The organism is Prevotella sp. P5-64, assembly GCF_002251285.1.
Taxonomy (GTDB): domain Bacteria; phylum Bacteroidota; class Bacteroidia; order Bacteroidales; family Bacteroidaceae; genus Prevotella.
In genome coordinates this window covers 24744-49453 of sequence record NZ_NPJK01000013.1, presented here as the reverse complement: position 1 = coordinate 49453, position 24710 = coordinate 24744, and the positions used below count along the sequence as shown (strand labels likewise).

Here is a 24710-nt window from a genome sequence, read left to right as displayed (position 1 = left end):
ACCACTTTGCATAACATGCTCTTCAAAATGGCATTTCTCAAGCATTTTGAAGAACAGGGAAAGACCACCAAAAGGTGTTATTTCCTTATTTACAAACTTTATGTCACAGTTTCGCATCGGAGTATATCCTTTTTTTCGTGGTAAAGTTAGTAAATATTTATAAATCAAGCATATACAAAGCTGTTTTTCTAATGGCGGTCATTAGAAAATGACAAGAAACTTTTTCTAATGACCGATTTGGGTTTATTTGTCAGCCATCTGATTTTTGCGGATGAGCAGCAGCTCCATCAGCTTCTGCTCCCGCTTGGGATTAATCATCCGTCTGAAGAATATATTGGGTATGGCCACACCAATAGCGATAAACAGGATAATTAGCGATGCGTGGATGGCATTGTTCATCGCCACGGTGACTTCGCCTATAACTCCATGCATATTGATGAAGGCAAACAGGGCTCTGTACATCAGCACTCCAGGAATCATAGGTATGACACTGGGTATGCTCAGGCACTGGTGGGGAGTGTGCAGGCGACGTACCATGAAGCAGCAGATGATACTAATCACTGCAGACCCGACAAAGGAGCCTACGATGAGGCCCATATCCAATCCGACGTTGCCTGAACTGGCTCCAAGATTGACAAAATTGCGGGTGCAGACAGCTACTATACCTCCAAGGGCTACAAAGAGCATCATGTGGCGAGGTACATTGAATATCATGGAGAAACCGATAGCCGAGATAGCAGCAGCCAGCATGTATTCATCATAGGTGTGATGGGGAATCATGGACAAGTCGTGGACAAAATTGTCGATGCCACAAAACTGGATGGCAAAGGCTATGCCGAAAGCCATGGCAAAAAGCATAAGCAGCGTGTTGGTGGCTCGGGTGATACCCACCTGGGTAAAGCCTGAAAGCATGTCGCTTACGAAATTGATGAGCGGTACGCCGGGAACGATGAACAAGGCGCAGGCCAAAAGCGGATGCCATGGGGTGGAGGACTCCAAGAAGGAAATGCCAGACCGGGTGGAAATCAAGGCGAAGAGCCATGCCAACAGCGTGGATACAAAAGCTGCCAAGCCGATGTTGAAATATCCATTGGAGCCCTTGGAATTGAGGAACATACGCAGACGCAAGCCCAATATGGCTGCAATGGAGGCATAGAAGAATGCCGTCCAGTCGCAACCAAACTGGATGCAGAAGCCGCCGCACGCCAGTCCTCCTCCGATGGCTACCTGCCAAGGGGTGTAATTGCGCTTGCGCTGGTGTATCTCTGTAAGCTGTCGCTCGTATTCCTCCAAAGTCAGGTTCTTACGAATAGAGTCCCAGGAGAGATGGCTAACCTCTCGGATGGCATCCAGATTGACGCCATGCTTGTCTACTCGCTGGAACTTGGTGTAAGACTTTTCGACATCACTAAGGTTGACCATCAGCATATTGTAATTGACGTAAATATGCAGATTCTCGATGGGGATGCAGAGATACATAGCCACTCGCTTCATCGTGCGGATGATGCGGCTGGTGTCGGCTGCATTTTCAACGAGAATACAGCCGGTACGTAACAGCAAATCCAATTTGTGGTGAACCAAACGCTCGTCATCCGTTACGGGATGGGTGATAAGTGAAGAAGTTTCAACCATGTCTGTCGTTTTTCTTATTTTTTCTAAACTGAATGACGCCATAAACGATAATCAGCAATAGCGCCACATCGACGGCAATAATTTTCAGCATATAGTTTTATCCTAAAGTCAATATTAATATCTGAATGGTGATAATGCGGAGGAACATCGCAAAGGGATATACCGTGGAGTAGGCTACAGCAGGAGAATCACTTGCGGTGAGGTCGTTGGCATAACGCAGGGCTGGGGGGTTGGTGTTGGCGCCTGCCAGAACTCCGATGAGGGTGTAGTAGTTGAGGTGGAAGGCATAACGGCCGATGAGTCCGCCAATAAGGAGTGGAAGCATCGTGATGATGGCTCCATAACCCACCATGGCCAATCCGTTGCCATTGAAGACGGTATCTATAAACTCTTTGCCGGTTCCCAAACCTACGCAGGCAAGGAAGATACACAATCCTATCTCTCGTATCATCAGATTGGAAGAGATGGTATTGTAAGTAATCAGGTGGAATTTGGGACCCAAGAAACCGATAAGGATGGCTACAACCAACGGGCCACCCGTCAGTCCGAGCTTAAGTGGAGCCTGGATTCCGGGGAGATAGAAGGGAATGTTGGCAACAAAACAGCCGAGCGCAATACCCAGGAAGATAGGAATGAGGTTGGGGATGTTGAGACGCTTGATGGAATTGCCCAAACGCTTCTCGGTATGGCTGATGGCCAGTTCGCTACCTACGACGGTGACCTTGTCGCCCATCTGAAGCTGGAGGTGGGGTGCGGCAACGAGTTCTACACCAGAACGGTAAACATGGGTGATGTTGGCTCCAAAGAGAGAGCGTATGCGGAGTTGGGCCAATGTCTTTCCATTGATTTCGGGACGCGTGATAAGAATACGGCGTGAGATGTGGCCTTTGTCACACTTCTCCCAGTCTACAGTAGTGGGCTCGCCAAGGCAGGCGATGATAGCTTCAATGTCACGTGGGGCAGCTGTAATGAGCAGTTTGTCATTGAGATTCAGCACGGTCGAGCCGTTAATGACATCGGTGGGGGAGGAGGCTCCATTTACAAACATACGAGAGATGACAAAATCTCGTTGCGAGATTTCAGCTATCTGGCGCACGGTTCTTCCGACAATCTGCTCATTCTTCACGCATACGGAGAATGGACGGACGGTCAGTTCTTCAGTAGCGCCGAGACCTCGCTTGGCTGCCTCTTCTTCCTTACCGGTATGGATGCAAAGGATATACTTCAAGAGAAGGAAGATAAGTATGGCGCCGATAACACCGATAGGATAAGCAGCGGCATAGCTGGCGGCAATGCTGGGGGCGTCTATTCCATTGAGGTCGCTATTGGCTTGCTGGGCAGCTCCCAGTCCAGGCGTATTGGTCACGGCACCAGACAAGATACCTGCCATGGTGGTGATAGGAGTGCCTGTGGTATAGAATAGAATGATGGTGACAACAATGCTTATCGCGATGGTCGATATGGCAAGCATATTGAGCCTGAGACCACCTTTGCCAAACGAGGAGAAGAAACTTGGACCTACCTGGAGGCCGAGAGAATAGACGAAGAGAATCAAGCCAAACTCCTTGAGGAAGTGGAGCAGATGCTCATCAAGATTAAAACAGAAATAACCAAAGGTAATTCCGACAAACAATACCCAGGTCAGTCCCAAAGAAATGTTGGCGACCTTGATCTTGCCCAATAATAATCCCAAGGATATTACAAGCGAAAGAATCATTACTGAGTGAGCTACACCGCCGCCCCAAAGATTGGGGAAGCCCATGAAAAGGTTGTGAAGTAGTTCCATTTTTATTATGTTTATTATTTGCTATCTATTGCAGATGGAAACCTATAATGGAAAGTTGTCCCATTTTGGCTGCGAAGGTACGGAGATTTGGCGTATTGGCGGCTTTATATTTATGAAATCTCACGAACACAAGAATAGAAAAAAACTCGATAATTGCTATCGGCCGTGACAATAATGAATAAAATGGCTGCCTCTACAAGGGTAGAGACAGCTGGTAAGGTGTGAGTTAGGAAAAAATATGTGTTATTTAACAATTACTTTCTTGCCGTTCTTGATATACAAGCCAGCGGGAAGGGTCTGACCCTCGCTCATCTTAACACCATTGATGTTGTAGATGCCCTGCTTCTTGCTCTCAACCACGATAGTGTTGTTGATACCCAGGGTGATGTCGCCAACCTTTACAGGCTTAATCTGGACATTGTTAGAATAGATACTATTGCAAAGAGCATAAATATCCAAAGACTTGCCTACGCCTACAGCACTAAGATTCTGGTTACCCCAGAGTTGAATCTTTTTGGCACCACTCACGATGAAATACTTGGCATCCTTGCCTGTGACTTCTGCGGTTACGGTGACATTCTTAAGAAGTACCAAGTCGCAGAGGTTCTTCTTGGCGAGGAGGTCTTCTACGGTAGTTACAGTAGCGTCCAATTCCAGAGAAGAGCCAGCGGTAATGGAAAGGTCACCGGCATTGGTGAACTCATTTTTCATCATTTCGGGGATGCCATTGTAGGATTTGAAGTTCATCTTGATGCTTCCGCTTACCGTTGAGTTGAGGGTGAGGGCGAGGATGCCTACATTGTAAAGCATAAGGCACTTGCCGTTTTCGCGCAGATGGACTGTGTTGCCATCAGCGTATATCACCTTGGCGTTGTTGAGGGCGAGCTTCACATAAGTCTTGTCGGCAGTCCATCCAACTACTTCCTCTAAGGTAGCGTCTGTGCAAGTAATCTTGCTAAAGTCCTTGCTGGCAACATTGCTCGACTTGCCACCCTTAACAGCTATAGCATTTACGGTGGTGCTCTCTGTCAAAGAGAAAGGTGCAGTGTACTTCTGCGAACTTGTTGTGGGAGTCCTATCGTCAGTAGTATAATATATGTCAGCTCCCTCTGGGCCTGTAATAGTTACAGTGGTAGAGGTTTCAAAAGTGGCGTTACCGGTAATTGTTGGCTCTTTAACTGCTGTAGGGTCAGCTTTTCCAATAGTGACAACAATCTTGGTAGCACGTACCTGATTTCCGGTAGCGGTAAAAACAACAGAACTTGCTGCGCCGGTCCAAGTTCCAACCTTGCCAGAGAAATTGTATTCGCCAGATGCTGCAGTAAAACAGCCTGGACCGTATTTTTCTTTGCCTAATGCGGTACATGTAAATTCGACAGAAAGAATCTGGTCTTTTGTAGTGGTAAGAGTAACTTTCTTACCTTTATAGAAACGGTATTCTTTTCCATTGCCCAATATACCTTCTTCAGCATTAATTGTAACTGCATCTTTGGTAAGGGAAACGGCACCTGACTGAGCAGAACTGGCCTTGTCAGTCTTTGAATCAAATGTAATTGTCGTTTGTGCATTAATGCCTCCACATACGAGGATAAGCATAGTTAATGTCAATAAGCGTAAAAGTTTAGTCATAATGTTTATTGTTAAAGGGTTAAGTTATATTACTGCAAAGTTAGTGGTTATCTATGACACAAACAAGTAAAAAGTACATTATTTTCAAGATATATGCAATTTTAATGTTTATGAAATAAGTTAGGCTGAGGATAATTGAAAAGGGAGGCTTGCCAATTGGCAAACCTCCCTTCATCAGTATCCCTATATATTATATAAGGTGTATCAATTCAAGATTAGATAATCTCGCTCCAGTCTTCCTGAGTCTTGCGGACATAGCTGCGATAACGGAGCTTAGCCATACGCTCAGCCTGAGAGAAGAGTTCCTCTGCTTCATTAGGATAAGCCTTCTGAACGCTCAGATAACGTACCTCTCCAAGGAGGAAGTCACGGAAGTCAGCCCAGTTAGGCTCCTTAGAATCAAGCGTGAATGGGTTCTTGCCCTCATCGGCCAACAGTGGGTTGTAGCGCCACAGGTGCCAGTAACCACAATCAACGGCGAGTTTCTCCTCATTCTGGCTTCTACCCATACCGCCCTTACGCTTCAGACCGTGGTTGATACAAGGAGCGTATGCGATAACGAGTGATGGACCTGGATAAGCCTCTGCCTCGCGGATAGCCTTCAATGTCTGAGCATTGTCGGCACCCATAGCAACCTGGGCAACATAGATATAGCCATAGGTGGTCTGCATAAGACCGAGATCCTTCTTGCGGATGCGCTTACCCTGAGCTGCGAACTGAGCAATAGCACCGAGTGGAGTAGACTTAGAGCTCTGGCCACCAGTGTTTGAATAAACCTCAGTATCGAGAACCAAGATATTGATATCCTCACCAGATGCGAGTACGTGGTCAAGACCTCCGTAGCCAATATCGTAAGAAGCACCGTCGCCACCGATAATCCACTGGCTGCGCTTTACAAGATAGTGGTCGAGAGTCTTCAACTCCTGACATACAGGGCAACCCTGCTCAGCACCAGCGGCAATCAGAGGCTTCAGCTCTGCAGCTGCTTCCTTAGAGCCGTCAGCATCGTCCTTAGCAGCAATCCACTTGTCAGCTGCAGCAACAAACTGGGCAGGTACATGCTCATCAGCCTTTGCCTCCTCGAGAAGGTGGCAGATGCGCTCCTTCATCTTCTTGTTACCCAAAGCCATACCCAGACCGAATTCGCAGAAGTCCTCGAACAGAGAGTTGTCGAATGCAGGACCCTGGCCCTTAGCATTGGTAGTGTAAGGAGTAGAAGGAATAGAAGCAGAGTAAATAGAAGAACAACCAGTAGCGTTAGCAATCATCTGGCGGTCACCAAAGAGCTGAGAAATGAGCTTTACATAAGGTGTCTCACCACATCCGGAGCAAGCGCCTGAGAACTCAAACAGAGGCTGAGCGAACTGAGAGTTCTTGGGGCTCTGCTTGATATCTACCAAATCCTGCTTAGAGGCAACATTGTGTACGAGGTAATCCCATGTCTTAGCTTCCTCAACCATAGCGGGAGCGTCAACATTGAATGGAACCATCTTGAGAGCCTTCTCGAGTTCTCCGGTTTCCTTGTTTTTCTTGCCAGGACACACATCGGCACAGTTACCGCAACCGAGACAGTCGAGAACAGAAGTCTCGATACGGAAGTGCATTCCCTTGAGTGCAGCGGGAGCCTTAATCTCCTGAGTAGCCAGGCCAGGAACACCTGCCAGCTCTTCGTCGGTAAGAACGAATGGACGGATAGCAGCGTGAGGACAAACGAATGAACACTTGTTACACTGGATACAATTCTCTACATTCCATACGGGAACGAAAGCCTCTACGCCACGCTTCTCAAATGCAGCGGTACCATTGGCCCATGTTCCGTCAACAGTGTTATGCTTAACGAAGTCAGAAACCTTGAGCAGGTCACCAGCCTGACCATTGATAGGGCGAACCAGCTCCTTAACGAATGCAGGTGCATTGTCTTCCTTGCCTTCTTCGTCAGCAAGAGAAGCCCATGCTGGGTCTACTGTCAGTTCCTTATACTCGCCTCCGCGCTCAACTGCAGCGAAGTTGAGGTCAACAACATCCTGACCCTTTTTAGAGTATGACTTCACGATGAACGCCTTCATCTGCTCTACAGCCAGGTCCAAAGGAATAACCTCAGTGATACGGAAGAAAGCAGACTGGAGAATGGTGTTGGTACGGTTTCCAAGACCAATTTCCTGAGCTATCTTAGTGGCATTGATATAGTAAACCTTGATATTGTTCTTGGCAAAGCAACGCTTAACCTTGTTAGGAATGAAGTTAACCAACTCCTCGCCGTCGAAGATAGTGTTGAGCAGGAATGTGCCATTCTTGCGCAGACCGCGGGTAACGTCATACATGTGGAGGTAAGCCTGAACGTGACAAGCTACAAAGTTAGGAGTATTTACCTGATAAGCGCTGTGGATTGGGCTGTCGCCGAAACGCAGGTGAGAGCAGGTAAAACCACCAGACTTCTTAGAGTCATAAGAGAAATAAGCCTGACAATACTTGTTGGTATTGTTACCAATAATCTGTACAGAGTTCTTGTTGGCACCTACAGTACCATCGGCACCGAGACCATAGAACTTAGCCTCAAACAGGTCGTCACCACCCATTGGGATTTCCTCCTCTTCGGGAAGAGATGTAAATGTAACGTCATCAACGATACCTACGGTGAAGTGATTCTTGGGCTGTGGCAATTCCAGGTTCTTGAATACTGCTACAATCTTAGCAGGTGTAGTATCGGATGAACCAAGACCATAGCGGCCGCCAACGATGAGAGGCTTGCGCTCGTCGTCATAGAGAGCAGACTTAACGTCAAGATACAGTGGTTCGCCCTCTGCACCGGGTTCCTTAGTACGGTCGAGCACGGCAATGCGCTTAACAGTAGCGGGAAGAGCCTTCTTCAAGAAGTCTACAGAGAAAGGACGATAGAGGTGAACTGCAACCATACCCACCTTCTTGCCCTGCTTGTTCAGGTAGTCGATGGCTTCACGGGCAGGCTCTGTAGCAGAACCCATCAGGATGATAACATTCTCGGCATCCTCTGCACCATAATAGTTGAAGAGGTGATACTCACGGCCAGTAATCTTAGAGATTTCGCCGCAGTACTTCTCAACTACTTCAGGAATTCTGTCATAATACTCATTGCAAGCCTCACGATGGGTGAAGAATGTCTCGGGGTTTTCAGCGGTACCACGAGTTACGGGACGCTCTGGAGACAATGCGCGGTCGCGGAATTTTTTGATATACTCAGGGTTAACCAGAGGACGGATATCTTCCATATCAATTTCTTCAACTTTGTGGTACTCATGAGAAGTACGGAAACCATCAAAGAAGTTGATGAAAGGAACAGATGTCTCAAGTGTGGCAAGGTGAGGAACTGCAGAAAGATCCATAACCTCCTGTACAGAACCAGAGCAGAACATGGCAAAGCCAGTCTGACGGCAGGCCATAACATCCTGGTGGTCGCCGAAGATACAGAGTGAGTGAGAAGCCAGAGTACGTGCAGATACGTTGAATACGCAAGGCAACAGCTCACCGGCAATCTTATACATATTAGGTATCATCAACAACAGACCCTGCGAAGCTGTATAGGTAGAAGTTAATGCACCAGCCTGAAGAGAACCATGGACAGCTCCAGCGGCTCCGCCTTCAGATTCCATTTCCTGAATAGAAACTCTTTGACCGAAGAGGTTCTTACGGCCTTTAGCAGCCCATTCGTCCACATGTTCTGCCATAGGAGAAGATGGGGTAATGGGGTAGATGGCTGCCACCTCGGTAAACATGTAGCTTACATGAGCCGCTGCGGTGTTACCATCACATGTGATAAACTTTTTTTCTTTAGCCATTTTTCTAAATTTTAATGAAAGTTTGTATGTTCGTTTTTATATTTACACCTTATTATATTAATATAGGAAGCCGAATAGCCATAGTGGTATCTGGTTTTCCTTACCCACCTCAGTATTATAACGCGCATAGATGGTGTCGGGAGAGAATCTGATTTTCTGCTCACCATGGGCATCGCAAATTCTGAAGTGCTTTTCGCCGTCTACGATGTAGAAGTGGTCTTTGTTGGCCTGATTTACGATATGGTCCTTCCACAACGAGTTCACGAAGAATGTCTCCATCAGTTCCTGGTCATCGATGGTGATGGGGTAGATGGCATACATGAGATTGCTATTGTGCATCATCACCTTGGTAGGCTTCTTGGGGAATTCCTCTCCTACGGGATAGATGATATTGATAAGACGCGCATCGGCCAGATACTTGATATAGTTCATCACCGTGGCACGGCTGGTCTGTATTTCATCAGCCAGATTGCTGATATTGGGTGCCTTGGGACCTTCGACAGCCAAGAGATAAAACAGCTTCTTGATTTTGTGAAGATACTTCAGCTCTATCTGCTTGATAAGGAGGATGTCGACCTCGGTCATCATGTTCATGGTCTTCAGGAGATTCTCGGAGAAATTGCGATGTTCCAAGAAGAATGGGTAAAAACCATGATGGATATAGTCGTGAAAGTACTTGAGAGGACTTACCTTGGGCAGAATGGTCTTGATGATATGCTCATGGTTGTTCAGAATCTCGCCCAACGAATAGGGACGAAAGTCGTTGCCCGTCTGCAGGTTGAGAAACTCTCTGAATGAAAAGCCTCTCAGATTGTAGCTCTTTACGATGCCGTTGAGTTCAGGGTTCTCCTCTTTCAAGCGCATCACGCTCGAGCCGGTGAAGACTATCTTGAGATTGGGGAAAAGGTCATGACATTTTCTGAGCTCGCTGCTCCAATTGGGCTGCTTGAAAACCTGGTCAATCAACAGTACACGACCACCGTTTTTAACGAAGTCTTCGGCAAATTCAGCTATACCCAAGCCCTGGAAGTAGAAGTTGTTCATATTGACATACAGACAACTGCGGTCGGCTGCACCAAACTTCTCTTTAGCGTATTGCAGGAGAAAGGTGGTCTTGCCGACGCCCCTTGTACCCTTGATACCTATCAAGCGGTCGCTCCAGTCAATCTCATCCATAAGATTACGACGGACTGCAGCATTTGTGTTGTCTACCAAATTGGCATGGGTGCGGAAAAAGGCCTCTTCCATAAATCGATTTACTTATATAGATGCAAAGGTAATACTAATTTTCAAAATTGCAAACTCAACTTTACAAAATATTTCCAATTTCGTATTTTTTGTCACTTCTTTGCGTTGCTAAAGAATAAACTTTGTAATTTTGTGGACAATTTACAAAACAGTTATGAAGCTACATATATTTAACCCCGAGCACGATATAGCACTTGCATCTGACATGTTCAATTTCGTGGCCCCGCATGCAGGTCGCGAGATGCGCTCCGACCTGGGTTTTCTGCCTGCGCTGTGGGCCGAGGATGGCGATATGGTCCTTGTCGATGATATCGCATCGGCACTGAGCAGGGTCAGACACCTGGGTCGCTATGCCCATGATGTGGCTTTTGTGACTTACCAGGACCTGAAGCACCTTCCGCCACTTGAAGAGATATGTCCGTGGGGATGGGATAGGTCTTTGCGCTTTCAGTTGGAGCGCAATGGAATCGCTAAGGAACTGTTGCCAACCGACGCATATCTTGACAGCATCCGCGCGATGAGCCACCGCTGGTGGGCTGGCCAGAATCTGCTGAAAAAGCTCACTGAAGCAAATGACGAGCGAGTTGGCAGTTCTCGACTGATTGACAATATAAGCCAACTTGAGAACATCGGCTATACTTATGTAATGAAAGCGCCGTGGAGCAGTAGCGGGCGTGGGCTCAGATATGTCGACCAACTCACTTCCCACCAACGCGGTTGGGCCAAGAATGTGATTGCGCGCCAGGGAGCATTGACCCTCGAACCCTACTATCGCAAGATAAAAGATTTTGCAGTAGAGCTGTACGCCTATCCCGATAGAATCGAGTATTTGGGATTGTCTGTGTTCCAGTCTTCCAATGGTTCGTATGTAGGGAACATCCTTGCGAGCGAAGAGGAGAAGGTGGAAATTATCTCCAAATATATCCCGTTTCATCGGGTGCAGTCGGCCATAGATGAACTATGTGCCATCCTGACCGATGAAATGGTCGGAAAATACACCGGACCGCTTGGCGTAGACATGATGATAGTCGATGAAAACGGCATAAAGCTGCACCCGTGCGTGGAGCTCAACCTCAGGCGCACCATGGGCCATGTGGCTTTGTCATTTAACCAAACCCAGACCGCCCCGCGCAAACTTATGCAGATTTCATATAGCAGAGGGTATCATTTCAGAGTGCTCACAACTGCCGAAAACTGCTATCCGTCAGTGTGGTAATGAACACAGGACGCCTTCAGTCACCTACAATTGCACACGATTGTAAGACATCCGCTCGTAGGTTGTCTTAAACTTGTGTTCAAACCACGAAATGGCAAATTGGAATTCTGAAAAGATTAATGCGAAGTCTGAAATAACAGTTTCCTACCTTAATTTCATTCCATAGACCATCTGTAGGCTCTAAGTTCTGGGGACTCACATTATGCGCAGACGTCCATCAATTATCAAATGACTTGTGGTACTCGTCGGCACAATGACACGAACTCTTTATCCACGTTCAATTATCTCATCATCGCACTGTGTTCGTGGCTCAGCACACTCGATTATCCATTAAATAATACGAAAAAACACATTTGTTGATGCTAATAATGTTATAATTCATCAACGATGCGCTATTTTTTGCATAATTTGTTTTCACGGAAAGATATTTTTTTGTACTTTTGAACTCTGATAAAATATAGGAAAATCGCTTAGAACGCAAATAAATGCCCTTAAATGCGATTTCGACCATTTTAAGTCAGCAAAACAATTAGAATAAATATAAGTAAGTAAATGGACGAAAATCAGACAATCGATCATGATAGAATAATCAAGATCAACATTGAGGAAGAGATGAAGTCATCCTACATTGACTATTCAATGTCGGTAATCGTAGCTCGTGCCCTTCCAGATGTGCGCGATGGTTTCAAACCCGTACATCGCCGTATTCTCTATGGTATGCTTGGCATCGGCAATACCAGCGACAAGCCCTACAAGAAGTGTGCGCGTGTTGTTGGTGAGGTGTTGGGTAAGTACCACCCTCATGGAGACAGCTCGGTCTATGGCGCCCTCGTCAGAATGGGCCAGGAATGGAATATGCGCTATAAGCTCATTGATGGTCAGGGTAACTTTGGTAGCGTAGACGGCGACTCTCCTGCAGCTATGCGTTATACCGAGTGCCGCCTTGCCAAAATGGGTGAGCACGTGATGGATGACCTGAACAAGGACACGGTAGACATGACCAACAACTTTGACGACACCCTCGTCGAACCTTCGGTTATGCCCACCAAGATACCCAATCTGCTCGTCAATGGCGGTAACGGTATTGCCGTAGGTATGGCAACCAATATCCCCACACATAATCTGGGCGAAGTCATCGACGGCTGCTGTGCATACATCGACAATCCAGATATAGACACCGAGGGTCTGATGAAGTATATCCCTGCTCCCGATTTCCCCACAGGTGCCTATATATATGGTTTGGAGGGCGTCAAGCAGGCTTATGAGACCGGCCGTGGCCGCATCGTGATGCGCGCCAAAGCTGAAATAGAGACCGATGACAGTCATGACAAGATTGTAGTAACCGAAATTCCTTACGGTGTCAACAAGCAGCAGCTGATAGAGTATATCGCTGACCTCGTAAAGGAGGGCAAGATAGATGGCATCTCTAATGTGAACGACGAAACCGGTCGTCAGGGTATGCGTATCGTTGTCGATGTAAAGCGCGACGCCAATGCCAAAGTCATCTTGAACAAACTCTTTAAGATGACAGCCCTGCAGAGTTCATTCTCAGTCAACTGCATCGCCTTGGTCAACGGACGTCCACGCCTGCTTACGCTGCGCGAGTGCGTACATTACTTTGTTGAACACCGCCACGATGTTACCATCCGCCGTACCAAGTTTGAGCTGAAGAAAGCCCAGGACCGTGCACATATATTAAAAGGACTTATCATCGCGTGCGACAACATTGACGAAGTCGTACACATCATCCGTGCCAGCAAGACTCCCAGCGAAGCCAGAGTCAACCTGGAGAAGCGCTTTGAGATTGATGAGCTGCAGTCTCAGGCCATCGTAGACATGCGCTTGTCACAGTTGACCGGCCTCCGCGTCGACCAGCTGCACGATGAATACAACGAGCTGATGAAGCAGATAGACTACCTCAACCGCATTCTCACCGACGACTCGCTGTGCAGACAGGTGATGAAGGACGAGCTGCAGGAGGTCAAGGAGAAGTATGGCGACAATCGCCGTACCGAGATTATTCCTGCCGAGCACGAATTCAATGCCGAGGATTTCTATCCCAATGACCCCGTGGTTATCACCGTGAGCCACCTGGGCTACATCAAGCGTACTCCGCTCAGTGACTTCCGCGAGCAGGCTCGTGGTGGAGTAGGAGCCAAGGGCGCACAGACACGCGACAAGGACTTCATCGAATATATCTATCCTGCCACTATGCACCAGACCATGCTCTTCTTCACCAAGAAGGGCCGTTGCTACTGGCTGAAGTGTTATGAGATACCCGAGTATGACAAGAGCTCCAAGGGTCGTGCCATCCAGAACCTGCTCAACATTGAGCCCGATGACGCTGTGAACGCCTTCCTGCGTCTGCGCGGTCGTGGTCTGGAGGATGCCGAGTTTGTGAACAGCCATTACGTTGTCTTTGCCACCGCAAACGGTACAGTCAAGAAAACTTGTCTGGAAGCCTACAGCCGTCCTCGTGCAAATGGTGTAAACGCCATCCACATCACTGAGGGCGACGAGGTGGTTGATGTTCGCCTGACCAATGGCCATAACGAGCTCATTCTGGCCAATCGCAATGGTAGAGCCGTAAGATTCAACGAGAATGCAATCCGCACTATGGGTCGTGTATCGACCGGCGTACGCGGCATGCGTCTCGACGGTGATGACGATGCAGTAATCGGAATGATTGTGGTCAACGATGCCGACAAGGAGTCTGTAATGGTAGTAAGCGAGAATGGTTACGGCAAGCGTTCGCAGGTGGCCGACTATCGCATCACCAACCGCGGTGGTAAGGGAGTCAAGACCCTCGCCATCACTGAGAAGACCGGCCGTCTGGTTGCCATCAAGAATGTAACCGATGAAAACGACCTGATGATTATCAACAAGAGCGGCATTACCATACGTCTGGCTGTGGCTGATGTACGCATAATGGGCCGTGCCACACAGGGCGTGAGACTTATCAACCTGGCCAAGAAGAACGACATCATTGCAAGCGTTTGCAAGGTAATGAGTTCTGAACTTGAGGCAACTGTCGAGGAAGAAAGCCGCGCTGCCTGGTCGCAGAAGAACGATGAAATCATGAGCGACAACACCTCTATGCCGGTCGATGAAATCGAAAATGGTGAACCTACAGAAGAATAAAACAAATACAAACTAAAAATTAAATTTTATGAAGAAACTATTGATCGCTGTGTTGATGATGCTGGGCACATCCACAGTATTTGCAGGCGACAGTGAGGCTTTGAAGGCAATCTTGAAGGCCAAGACCTACGACGAGGCACAAAGCCTGGTAAAGTCAAGCGTGAACTCTCTCGCCAACGCAGCAGAGAAGGCCAAGGCTTACAATTACCTGGTAGACCTCGCCATGAAGAAGGTGAATCACGAGCAGGAAATCATCGCAGCCAATCAGTTGCAGCAGCAGTTGAATACAGGCAAGTATGAGGCTTATGACACACTGGGTTTCTACAAAGCTCTTGAGCAGGCTTTTACCAACGCCATGGAGTGTGACAAGTGGGACAATATGCCTAACGAGAAGGGTAAAATCAAGCCCAAGTTCCATCAGGCCAACCAGAACAAGCTGGTCAACATGCGTACTGAGCTGATCAACGCCGGCCAGCTGCAGCCCGCAGACAACAAGAAGGCTGCTTTTGACTTCTTCTCTCTCTATGTAGACAGCTACTCTCATCCTCTCTTCAAGGAGGTTGACCGCACTGCCAACCCCGATAAGTATCTCGGTGAGGTTGCACGTGTTGCTGCCGTCTTTGCATTCCAGAACAAGGATATGGACAATGCCAACAAATATGTTGACATCGCTCTCAACGACACCGCTTCTTATAAGGAAGCCCTCAATCTCAAGATTTATCTCTCATCGCAGGACCTGAAGACCAAGGAGGACTCTGTCAAGTTTGCCAACACTCTGAAGACTCTCAACGAGAAGGATCCCAAGAATGATATGGTATTCAGCCAGCTCGCTGCTGTACTGCAGGCTTTGGGCGACAAGGACGGTGCAAGCAAGCTCATCGAGTCTCGCCTTGCTCTGAACCCCAATGACTATTCAGCTTTGGCTCTCAAGGCTCAGAACGCCATGAATGCTGCCACACAGGATCCTGCATTGTATGATGTAGCCATTGAGAACTTCAAGAAGGCCATCGCTATCAAGCCCAATGACAACGCGCTGATTTATACCTATCTTGCATTCAGCATCAATGCCAAGGCTGCTGCATGCCAGAACGCCAATGAGCAGAAGGTTCTTTGCCAGGAGAGTGTAACTTACCTGGAGAAGGCTCGTGAGTTGGACCCCAACCGTGAGCGCGCCAACTGGACCTATCCTCTCTACCAGTGTTATTATACGCTCTATGGAGCCGATGACGCTCGTACAAAGGAAATTGAGGCACTGACTAAGTAAAGGTTTAATCACTGATAAATACCGGGGTTGGTCGCCTAATCAATAGGTTGCCAACCCTTTTATTGTTTGAAGATATGATTAGAGATAATAGGACAAATGCGTATATAATGATTATGATGTTCCTTTCTTGCTGCGTCGGCAGCATCTGGGGAGATAACGTAAATCATGCAGCACAGGCAGACAAGGCAAACAGAGAGTTGCAGTTGCTTGTAGCCAAGTTGCCCGTATGCCGCGACAGTACCTATTATTATAGTCTTATCGAGAAGATAGTAGAAAAAAGTATAGAGTGCGACAGTCTGGACTGTCAACCCAATGCCAAGGGAAAGGTGAAGCCGCGTTATCGTCACACAAATTCATCCGTTGTGGGTAAACTCAGACGCAAATTGGTTGATGGTGGTATATATTATCAGGGGAAGGACCCGGTCAGAGGTCTGGCTTTGCTGCAGTTGTACATTGATACACAGCATCATCCCTTATTCGATAAGTCAAAGCAAGAGATTGGTCCGGCGGCATTGTGTGCCGGCAAGATGGCTTATGGTATAAAGGATTACAGCAAAGCGGAACGTATGGCAGATTTGGCTCTACAGCATATAGAGACCGCCAAGGACGCTGCCCAACTGAAAATATATTGCATGAAGATGCTGATGAAGACGGAAAAGGATGCGGTAATCTACATCAATTCTCTCTTGGCGCTTCACGAGAAAGACAGGTCTAATCATAACTATGTGGAATTGATTATACAGTATTATTCCGACAAGGGTCTTGCCGATGAATTGGCTCATTTTGTTGACCACGAACTGGAAAACTCTCCGCGCAACAAGATGCTTTGGGCTCTGAAAGGCGAAAGACACATGCAACTCCATCAGTGGGATACTGCAATAGATGCGTTCAAATGCGCAATTGCCCAAGATTCGCTGTTTCTCCCTGCTATTTATAACGTAGGTATCTGCTATACATCCAAAGCCATTCAGTTGAGCGACAAGCACAAAGAGGATAAAGACAAAGTGCAGATAGACTCAATAAACTCCCTGCTTGAAGAGGGCAAGGTATATCTCGAGCGCGCCAAAGAATTGGACCCGGCAAGGCATACGGTGGACTGGGCTCCGCCTTTGTATCAGATTTATTATGCGCTCAACGATAAACGCGCCGAAAATATAAAGAAATTGATTAAATACTAAACATAAGCACGATGAAAAGGATAACATTACTATTATGCATAATATGTATCTGTCTGCAAATCAATGCGCAGAAGAAAGAAATATCTTTGGCCAAAGACAATATCAAGAAAGGAACCAACCTGGAGCAGGCCGAGAGTAGCATGGCTAATCTCCTGAAAGATTCGGCCAATAGAAACAATGAGAAGATATGGCTCACACTCTATGAGGCCCAGAAGAAACAATATGAACAAGGCAATGAGAAGTTGTATCTGAAGCAAGATTACGATACAGCCAAGTTATTCTTGTCGGTCAAAAAGATGTTCCAGACTCTTGAAGGGCTCGACTCTGTGGACGGCCTGACCGACAAGAAGGGTAGAGTGAAACTCGTCTATCGCAAAAAGCATGCCGCTATGCTCGACGTACATCGCAGAAATCTCTACAATGGTGGCGCCTACTTTGTAAACAAGCAGAATTTCAAGGAGGCATACAATTTCTTTGATATGTACCTCAACTGTAGTATCCAGCCGCTGTTCACCGGTTACAAATACGGTGAAACCGACAAAAATATGCCTTCGGCTGCTTATTGGGCAGTCTATTGCGGTTACAAACTCCAAGACCCGAAAGCTACGTTTCATTATGCATATTGGGCATTAAAGGATACGGTACATTATCAATATATGCTACAGTATCTTGCCGAGACTTATAAAATGGAGAAAGACACGATGAGATATGTAAGTGTCTTGGAAGAAGGCTTCAAAAAGTATCCCCGCTTCCCGTTCTTTTTCCCACGTCTGATTGAATATTATACCAAAAATGAACAATATGACGCTGCGCTTTCTCTTTGTGATAAGGCCTTGCAAGTAAATGATAGCAGCAATCTATTCAAGTTCACCAAAAGTTCGGTGTTGCTTAGCTTGAAACGCTATAAAGAGTGCATCGACCTCTGCGATAGCGTCATTGCAAAAGACAGCACTTTCCTTGGTGCATATCTTAATGCAGGTTTGTCCTACTTCAACCAAGCAGTAGAAGCAGACAAAGCTCTGAAACAAACTGACAAACAAAAGAAAGAAATCATACAGTTATATAAAAAGGCGTTGCCATACCTGGAAAAATACAGGAAGATGGTTCCGGACGAGAAGGGGCTATGGGGGCTTCCTCTATATACCATTTACTTGAACTTGAATATGGGCAAAGAATTTGATGAAATAGACAAACTCTTAAAATGAAAACAATCAATGAACTTACCGAAAAAATCGGTATAAATCATCTCAATGAGATGCAGGGTACTGTAGTCAAGGCTATTCAGCATACAACTGACAACATTATGGTTTTGTCACCAACTGGCTCAGGCAAGACATTGGCCTATATTTTGCCATTGGTATGCATGGTAGACACGGCTTCGGATGACTTGCAAGCGATAGTCATTGTCCCTGGACGCGAATTGGCTCTGCAGTCTTTGAATGTGTTGCGCAGCCTCGGCAACGATGTTCGCGGCTATGCATGCTATGGTGGTAGACCTACGATGGATGAACACCGTCAGCTCCGTCAGCTCAAGCCCCATATCATATTTGCTACTCCAGGAAGAATGAACGACCACATCGACAAAGACAATGTGGACGTCGACAGCGTCAAGTGGATAATAATAGATGAGTTTGACAAATGCCTCGAAATGGGCTTCCATGAGGAAATGTCTTATCTTATCAATCGTCTGCCCTTCAAAGCACGGCAGATACTTCTATCAGCAACCCCAGCTGAAGAAATGCGCCACCAGACCATCTTGAAAAGCAATTTCAAGGTGATGGACTTCATTCCCAAAGACGAACAGATTTCCGACAGAGTAAGTATATACCAAGTGCGTAGTCCTCAAAAGGACAAATTGGAAGTCTTGGGGAAACTTCTTTGTCAATTAGGCTCAGACAGTACTATCGTCTTCCTCAACTACAGGGATGGCGTGGAGCGTACTGCTAACTACTTGAAGGATTGCGGCTTTGTTGTCAGTTATTATCATGGTGGCTTGGAGCAGAAAGAGCGCGAAGCAGCAATCTACCGTTTCTCTAACGGTTCTTCCAATATACTCGTAAGTACTGACCTGGCATCTCGCGGTCTGGATATTCCCAATATCAAGAATATAATTCATTATCATCTTCCCGATACTGAAGATGCCTTTGTGCATAGGGTAGGGCGCACGGCTCGCTGGAATGCTATGGGTGACAGTTACTTCGTTCTGGGACCAGAAGAAAGCATCCCGGAATATGTGGAAGCTGAGATAAAGGAATTTACCCTGCAAGACGACATCACCACCATACCTCTGCCGACAATGGCCACGATTTATATCGGCAAGGGTAAAAAAGACAAGATATCCAAAGGTGATATTGTCGGTCTGTTGTGCAAAAAGGCAGAGCTTGAAAACAATGAGATAGGTCGTATTGATGTCAAGGATTATTATTCCTACGTTGCCGTTCCTTCGCAGAAATTATCGAGAGTTCTACAACGCTTGGCTGGAGAGAAAATCAAAGGCGTCAAGACGCGTTTTGAGCCCCTAAAATGAGAAAATGAACAAAAATTAAAGGTTTATCAAAAATTGTTAGGTATTTATTTGTTCATGCCGAATAAATCTCGTATTTTCGCAATATAAATCAACTTAACTATTTAATCAATATTGATTCGTATGGAAAAATACAACTTTAATGCAGGTCCCTCTATGTTGCCACGAGAGGTGATTGAGAACACAGCCAAGCAAATGTTGGATTTCAATGGTTGTGGTTTGTCTTTGATGGAGATTAGCCACCGCGCTAAGTACTTCCAGCCTGTAGTAGATGAGAGTGTTGCTCTTATCAAGGAATTACTTGATATACCAAGCGGATATTCGGTTATTTTCCTTGGAGGCGGCGCTTCTCTGCAGTTCATGCAGATTCCAGCCAACTTCTTGCTCAAGAAAGCAGCTTATGTGAACACTGGAACATGGGCAAAGAAGGCAGAGAAAGAAGCAAAACTTTTTGGTGAAGTTGTAGAAGTCGCCTCGTCTGCAGATGCAGGTTACACCTACTATCCTAAGGATTTTGAGGTTCCTGCTGACGTTGATTATCTGCACGTTACCACCAACAATACGATTTATGGAACGGAATACCGCAAGGACTTCGATGTAGACGTTCCACTTATCGCGGATATGAGTTCAGATATTATGAGCCGCCCGATAGACGTGTCTAAATATACGGCTATTTATGCTGGCGCCCAGAAGAATATGGCCATGGCCGGCGTTACCGTGGTTATTGTTAAAGACGATATGCTTGGTAAAGCTCCCCGCGAATTGCCCACAATGATAGATTATCGTACACATGTAGACAAGGGCTCTATGTTCAACACTCCTCCAGTTGTCCCCATTTATTCATTGATGGAAACTATGCGTTGGGTGAAAGCCCAGGGTGGTGTCGCAGAAATGGATCGCCGTGCAAAAGAGCGTGCTGATATGCTGTACTCAGAAATCGATCGCAACAAGCTGTTCCATGGCACAGTTAAGGAGGAAGACCGCTCATTGATGAACATTTGCTTCGTCATGAACGAAGAATACAAAGAGTTGGAGAAGGACTTCTTTGATTTCGCTACTGAGCGCGGCATGGTGGGCATTAAGGGCCACCGTTCTGTTGGAGGTTTCAGAGCGTCATGCTATAACGCACAGACCATCGAAGGTGTTAAGGCCATGATTAAGGCCATGCAGGATTTTGAGAATCAACATTAATATATTGGATATGAAAGTATTAGTTGCAACAGAAAAACCATTTGCAGCACCTGCGGTTGTAGGTATCAAGAATGAGTTGGAAGCCGCTGGAAACGAGGTTGTTTTTCTTGAGAAATATACAGAAAAGAGCCAGCTGTTAGAGGCCGTTGCTGACATAGATGCAATGATTGTCCGTTCAGACAAGGTTACTTCCGAAATTCTCGATGCAGCCAAGAACCTCAAGATTGTAGTTCGTGCTGGTGCAGGATATGATAATGTTGATTGCGCCTATGCCAAGGAGAAAGGCGTAGTTGTAGAAAACACTCCAGGCCAGAACTCCAACGCAGTAGCAGAACTCGTTTTTGGTCTGTTGGTATACGCTGTACGTAATTTTTATAACGGTAAAAGCGGTTCAGAACTTAAAGACAAGCGATTAGGTATCTTGGCTTTTGGTAATGTCGGCCGTAATGTTGCCCGCATTGCAAAGGGATTTGGTATGACAGTATCTGCATATGATGCATATTGTCCTGCAGAAGCAATAGAAGCAGCAGGCGTGCATGCATGTAGCAGCGTGGATGAGTTGTTCCAGAACAATGATGTGGTTTCATTGCATATTCCTGCTACCCCTGAGACCATCAATAGCATCGACTATCGCACGGTCAACCAGATGCCTAAGGGAGGAATCCTCATCAATACTGCCCGTAAGGAGGTTATCAATGAGGCCGAACTGCTGAAGCTCATGGCAGAGCGTACTGACATGAAATACATATCAGACATCAAGCCCGATGCCGACGAGGATTTCGCAAAGTTCGAAGGACGCTATTATGCCACTCCCAAGAAGATGGGCGCTCAAACTGCTGAGGCAAATATCAATGCAGGTATCGCCGCAGCGAGTCAGATTAACTCTTTCTTTGAAAAGGGTGACACCAAGTATCAAGTGAACAAATAATCTATAAAAGATCATCTCCTCTGCCCTTGGTAGAGGGGATGTTTTTTCTTAACAAACCTAAACTTAATTATGGCAATCATCAAACCCTTTAAAGGTGTTCGTCCTCCTCAGCAATATGTCGAGGATGTAGAATCTCGTCCTTATGATGTTCTTGATTCAGAAGAGGCAAGAATAGAAGCAGGGGATAACGAGAAGAGTCTTTATCATATCATCAAACCGGAAATTAATTTTGAGCCAGGCACTTCCGAATACGACCCACGTGTTTATGAAAGTGCCAAAGAGAATTTTGAACTTTTCCAGAAGAATGGATGGCTGGTTCAGGATTCCGAGGAACATTATTATATATACGCCCAGACAATGAATGGCAAAACCCAATATGGTATTGTTGTTGGAGCATATGTAGATGACTATCTTAATGGCGTTATCAAGAAGCATGAATTGACACGTAGAGACAAAGAAGAAGACCGCATGAAGCATGTCAGAATCTGTGATGCCAATATGGAGCCTGTCTTCTTTGCATATCCTGACAATCAGACGCTTGACGCATTGCTGACAAGATATGCTGCGACCAAACCTGAATACGATTTCATAGCCCCCATTGACGGCTTCAGACATCAGTTGTGGGTTGTGTCTGACGCTGCAGACATCCAGACCATCACGGCCGAGTTTGCCAAGATGCCGAGCCTTTACATTGCCGATGGGCACCATCGTTCAGCAGCAGCTGCGCTTGTAGGTGCCGAAAAGGCAGGCAAGCATCCCAATCATACAGGAAGCGAGGAATACAACTACTTTATGGCAGTTTGCTTCCAGGCATCCCAGCTTACCATTCTCGATTACAATAGAGTCGTCAAGGATTTGAACGGTATGTCGTCAGCGGAATTCTTGGAAGCGCTAACAGCCGATTTCATCGTAGAGAAGAAGGGAGAGCAGGAATATCATCCCGCCCGTTTGCACGAGTTCTCGCTCTATCTTGATGGACTTTGGTATAGCCTTGTTGCCAAAGAAGGAACCTACGATGACAATGACCCCATCGGCGTCTTGGATGTTGACATATCTTCTCGATTGATACTGGATAAACTTCTCGATATTACGGACTTGCGCAGCGACAAGCGCATCGACTTCGTTGGCGGTCTTCGTGGATTGGGCGAACTCAAACGTCGCGTTGACTCTGGAGAAATGCGCATGGCATTAGCCCTCTATCCAGTGACCATGCAACAGATTATGGATATTGCAGACAGCGGCAAAATCATGCCTCCCAAGGCCACTTGGTTTGAACCCAAATTGAGAAGCGGATTGGTTATACACAAACTTGATGACTGACGAATATAAGACAATAACAGAAATAATAGGCGAGGGATTCTACTCGGAGAAACGGAGTAAATTTCTCGCCTTTGCTCATCATGTAGAGACCATCGATGAGATTAAGGACATTCTGGCGTCGTACCGTAAAAAGTATTATGACGCCAGACACGTATGCTATGCCTATGTGCTTGGTGCCGACAAGGCCGATTTCCGAGCCAATGATGATGGCGAGCCCTCATCCACGGCAGGCAAGCCCATATTGGGACAGATTAATTCTTATGACTTGACCAATGTGCTGGTAATTGTGGTCAGGTATTATGGCGGTGTCAACTTGGGAACCGGCGGCCTGATTGTCGCATACCGCACCGCAGCCGCCGATGCCTTGGACCACGCGACCATCGAAACCCGCCTGGTTGAGGAAGTCATAACCTATTCATTCCCATACCCTATAATGAATGCAGTGATGCGTGTCATCAAAGAGATGCAGCCGCGCATTGTATCGCAGACTTTTGATAACACTTGTTCCATTTCTATGTCGATACGGCAAGAAATGGCCCCGGTTCTGCGCGACAGACTTGAGAAATTATCTTTCGAATAACCACTAATTGTCGGTATTAAGAAAGATAATTCTCTCACATTGCGTTGCGCTGGATTTGGTTTTAGGAGTCATCAGATACCACTTGTATGGCTCTATATACAGCGACTGAACATTTTTACAGCTGCGCAGCTGATCTTTATAGAGTACATAGTTCCCCGTTTTACCCATTTGCGCCTTTTGGAAGACGCTATGCAGGGTTTGGTTGCCCACAGTCGTCTTGAGTCTCGTGCCAACAGAATTGTAGGTAAGAGTGACATTTTTGATATAATAAGGAGCCTCCTTCCAAGTGCCACCAATGAGATATGGCTTGTAACCTGTCATTTTGTCACCCTTTTTCAGCTTCTTGAAACCCACTTCGTTTGCAGTTCCAGAGACACCCTCATAAACTTCAACTCCTTCACCAAAAACTTCCCATGGGTCATCAATGGTAAAGGGGAGCACCAACGTGTTATAATAACCCACTTCAAATTTTCTATCGAACTTGATGGTACCCGTAAACTTTGTATTCGTCAAGTCGGTATTACCGTTGAGCTCCAGCACAGGGTCCTCGCCCTTCTCTTGGACTACATAAAATTTGATAGGAAGATAATCAGTAGAGCTTTTGTTAATCAGGCGATAGGTATATGCAGTACGATGAAAGCGCATGAACTTGCTCCCCACCTTGACATCAGTCACGCCATTGGCGGTTTCAAAGGTAATGGGGCTACGCGCGTCGGCAGTAAGGGCAAACATGAACTGCAAAACATTGTTAGATGAAATACTATTATCGACTATAGATACAAATGCATTTGACTCAGGCAAATATAGGTAGAACTTATCTTCGACCAGTTTTACCTTAAACATTTGGGTATTAGCAGCTAACTTATCAATTTCCTTGTACGTAGCTGTGCCTTTGAAGTCATAGACAACATCACTTCTATCATCTCTACTAAGAACCAAATCATACAATTTAGTCTGTCTTTCACCAGTAACAAAGCAGTCTTGCCCATCTTTCAATCCGCTGGTAGCCTTGATTTGTTTGTATTCAAGGTTTTGTCCGCATATTGTCATCGCTACCAATAAGGCAGCTTGTAATAGATATAGTCGTTTTAGCATTGCTTATTTTTATAGCAAAGATAGTGCTTTTTATTGTTATACCAAAAGGGAACTGAGTATTTTTATCTTGGTTATTCATCAAAAGATAGTTTTTCCATCCAAAACCAAATGTCCGAAACAGCAATTATTTATCATTTCAAAGTTGAATTTATTCAAATCATAGCCT

General features: G+C 46.2%; 16 protein-coding genes. 10 read left to right on the top strand and 6 right to left on the bottom strand.

The window, feature by feature from the left end; genetic code table 11:
• Positions 1–243: 243 nt before the first annotated feature.
• The 5 genes from CIK87_RS03285 to CIK87_RS03265 form a co-directional block, all read right to left on the bottom strand.
• Positions 244–1632, bottom strand: coding sequence for a threonine/serine exporter ThrE family protein (locus tag CIK87_RS03285; protein ID WP_094385430.1), 1389 nt, complete (start codon positions 1630–1632; stop codon positions 244–246).
• A gap of 97 nt (positions 1633–1729) precedes the next feature.
• Positions 1730–3418, bottom strand: a complete 1689-nt coding sequence (locus CIK87_RS03280; RefSeq protein ID WP_094385428.1) for a putative transporter — start codon at positions 3416–3418, stop codon at positions 1730–1732.
• A 243-nt stretch (positions 3419–3661) separates the two neighbouring features.
• On the bottom strand, positions 3662–5047 hold the full coding sequence (locus tag CIK87_RS03275; protein WP_094385426.1) for a chitobiase/beta-hexosaminidase C-terminal domain-containing protein: 1386 nt from the start codon (positions 5045–5047) through the stop codon (positions 3662–3664).
• A 215-nt stretch (positions 5048–5262) separates the two neighbouring features.
• Positions 5263–8859, bottom strand: a complete 3597-nt coding sequence (gene nifJ, locus CIK87_RS03270) for a pyruvate:ferredoxin (flavodoxin) oxidoreductase (protein WP_022309589.1) — start codon at positions 8857–8859, stop codon at positions 5263–5265.
• A gap of 57 nt (positions 8860–8916) precedes the next feature.
• Positions 8917–10107 (bottom strand): ATP-binding protein, encoded by a 1191-nt coding sequence (locus CIK87_RS03265; protein WP_022309590.1) that lies wholly within the window; start codon positions 10105–10107, stop codon positions 8917–8919.
• A 154-nt stretch (positions 10108–10261) separates the two neighbouring features.
• Here CIK87_RS03265 and CIK87_RS03260 point away from each other — a divergent pair, with 154 nt between their 5' ends.
• The 10 genes from CIK87_RS03260 (at position 10262) to CIK87_RS03215 (ending at position 23449) form a co-directional block, all read left to right on the top strand.
• Positions 10262–11323, top strand: coding sequence for a hypothetical protein (locus tag CIK87_RS03260; RefSeq protein WP_022309591.1), 1062 nt, complete (start codon positions 10262–10264; stop codon positions 11321–11323).
• A 552-nt stretch (positions 11324–11875) separates the two neighbouring features.
• A complete protein-coding gene (gene gyrA / locus CIK87_RS03255; RefSeq protein WP_094385424.1) occupies positions 11876–14464 on the top strand; it encodes a DNA gyrase subunit A in 2589 nt (862 codons plus the stop codon).
• Between the two features lie 28 nt (positions 14465–14492).
• On the top strand, positions 14493–15728 hold the full coding sequence (locus CIK87_RS03250; protein WP_094385422.1) for a hypothetical protein: 1236 nt from the start codon (positions 14493–14495) through the stop codon (positions 15726–15728).
• 113 nt (positions 15729–15841) lie between these two features.
• Positions 15842–16906, top strand: coding sequence for a lipopolysaccharide assembly protein LapB (locus CIK87_RS03245; protein WP_144008086.1), 1065 nt, complete (start codon positions 15842–15844; stop codon positions 16904–16906).
• An 11-nt stretch (positions 16907–16917) separates the two neighbouring features.
• The gene (locus tag CIK87_RS03240; protein ID WP_094385417.1) at positions 16918–18111 is read left to right on the top strand and encodes a lipopolysaccharide assembly protein LapB; all 1194 of its coding nucleotides are present in this window, start codon (positions 16918–16920) and stop codon (positions 18109–18111) included.
• Positions 18108–19433 (top strand): DEAD/DEAH box helicase, encoded by a 1326-nt coding sequence (locus CIK87_RS03235; RefSeq protein WP_022309596.1) that lies wholly within the window; start codon positions 18108–18110, stop codon positions 19431–19433. The genes CIK87_RS03240 and CIK87_RS03235 overlap by 4 nt, the downstream gene beginning before the upstream one ends.
• 120 nt (positions 19434–19553) lie before the next feature.
• On the top strand, positions 19554–20621 hold the full coding sequence (gene serC / locus CIK87_RS03230; RefSeq protein WP_022309597.1) for a 3-phosphoserine/phosphohydroxythreonine transaminase: 1068 nt from the start codon (positions 19554–19556) through the stop codon (positions 20619–20621).
• 10 nt (positions 20622–20631) lie between these two features.
• On the top strand, positions 20632–21549 hold the full coding sequence (locus tag CIK87_RS03225) for an NAD(P)-dependent oxidoreductase (RefSeq protein ID WP_094385415.1): 918 nt from the start codon (positions 20632–20634) through the stop codon (positions 21547–21549).
• A gap of 69 nt (positions 21550–21618) precedes the next feature.
• Positions 21619–22869 carry a DUF1015 domain-containing protein gene (locus tag CIK87_RS03220; RefSeq protein WP_094385413.1) on the top strand — a complete coding sequence of 417 codons (1251 nt, stop codon included), beginning with the start codon at positions 21619–21621 and terminating at the stop codon, positions 22867–22869.
• The gene (locus CIK87_RS03215) at positions 22862–23449 is read left to right on the top strand and encodes a YigZ family protein (RefSeq protein ID WP_094385411.1); all 588 of its coding nucleotides are present in this window, start codon (positions 22862–22864) and stop codon (positions 23447–23449) included. Before CIK87_RS03220 ends, CIK87_RS03215 begins: the two co-directional genes overlap by 8 nt.
• A gap of 3 nt (positions 23450–23452) precedes the next feature.
• Here the strand turns inward: CIK87_RS03215 and CIK87_RS03210 are convergent, their stop codons facing one another.
• On the bottom strand, positions 23453–24544 hold the full coding sequence (locus CIK87_RS03210) for a hypothetical protein (RefSeq protein ID WP_022309601.1): 1092 nt from the start codon (positions 24542–24544) through the stop codon (positions 23453–23455).
• Positions 24545–24710 lie beyond the last annotated feature (166 nt).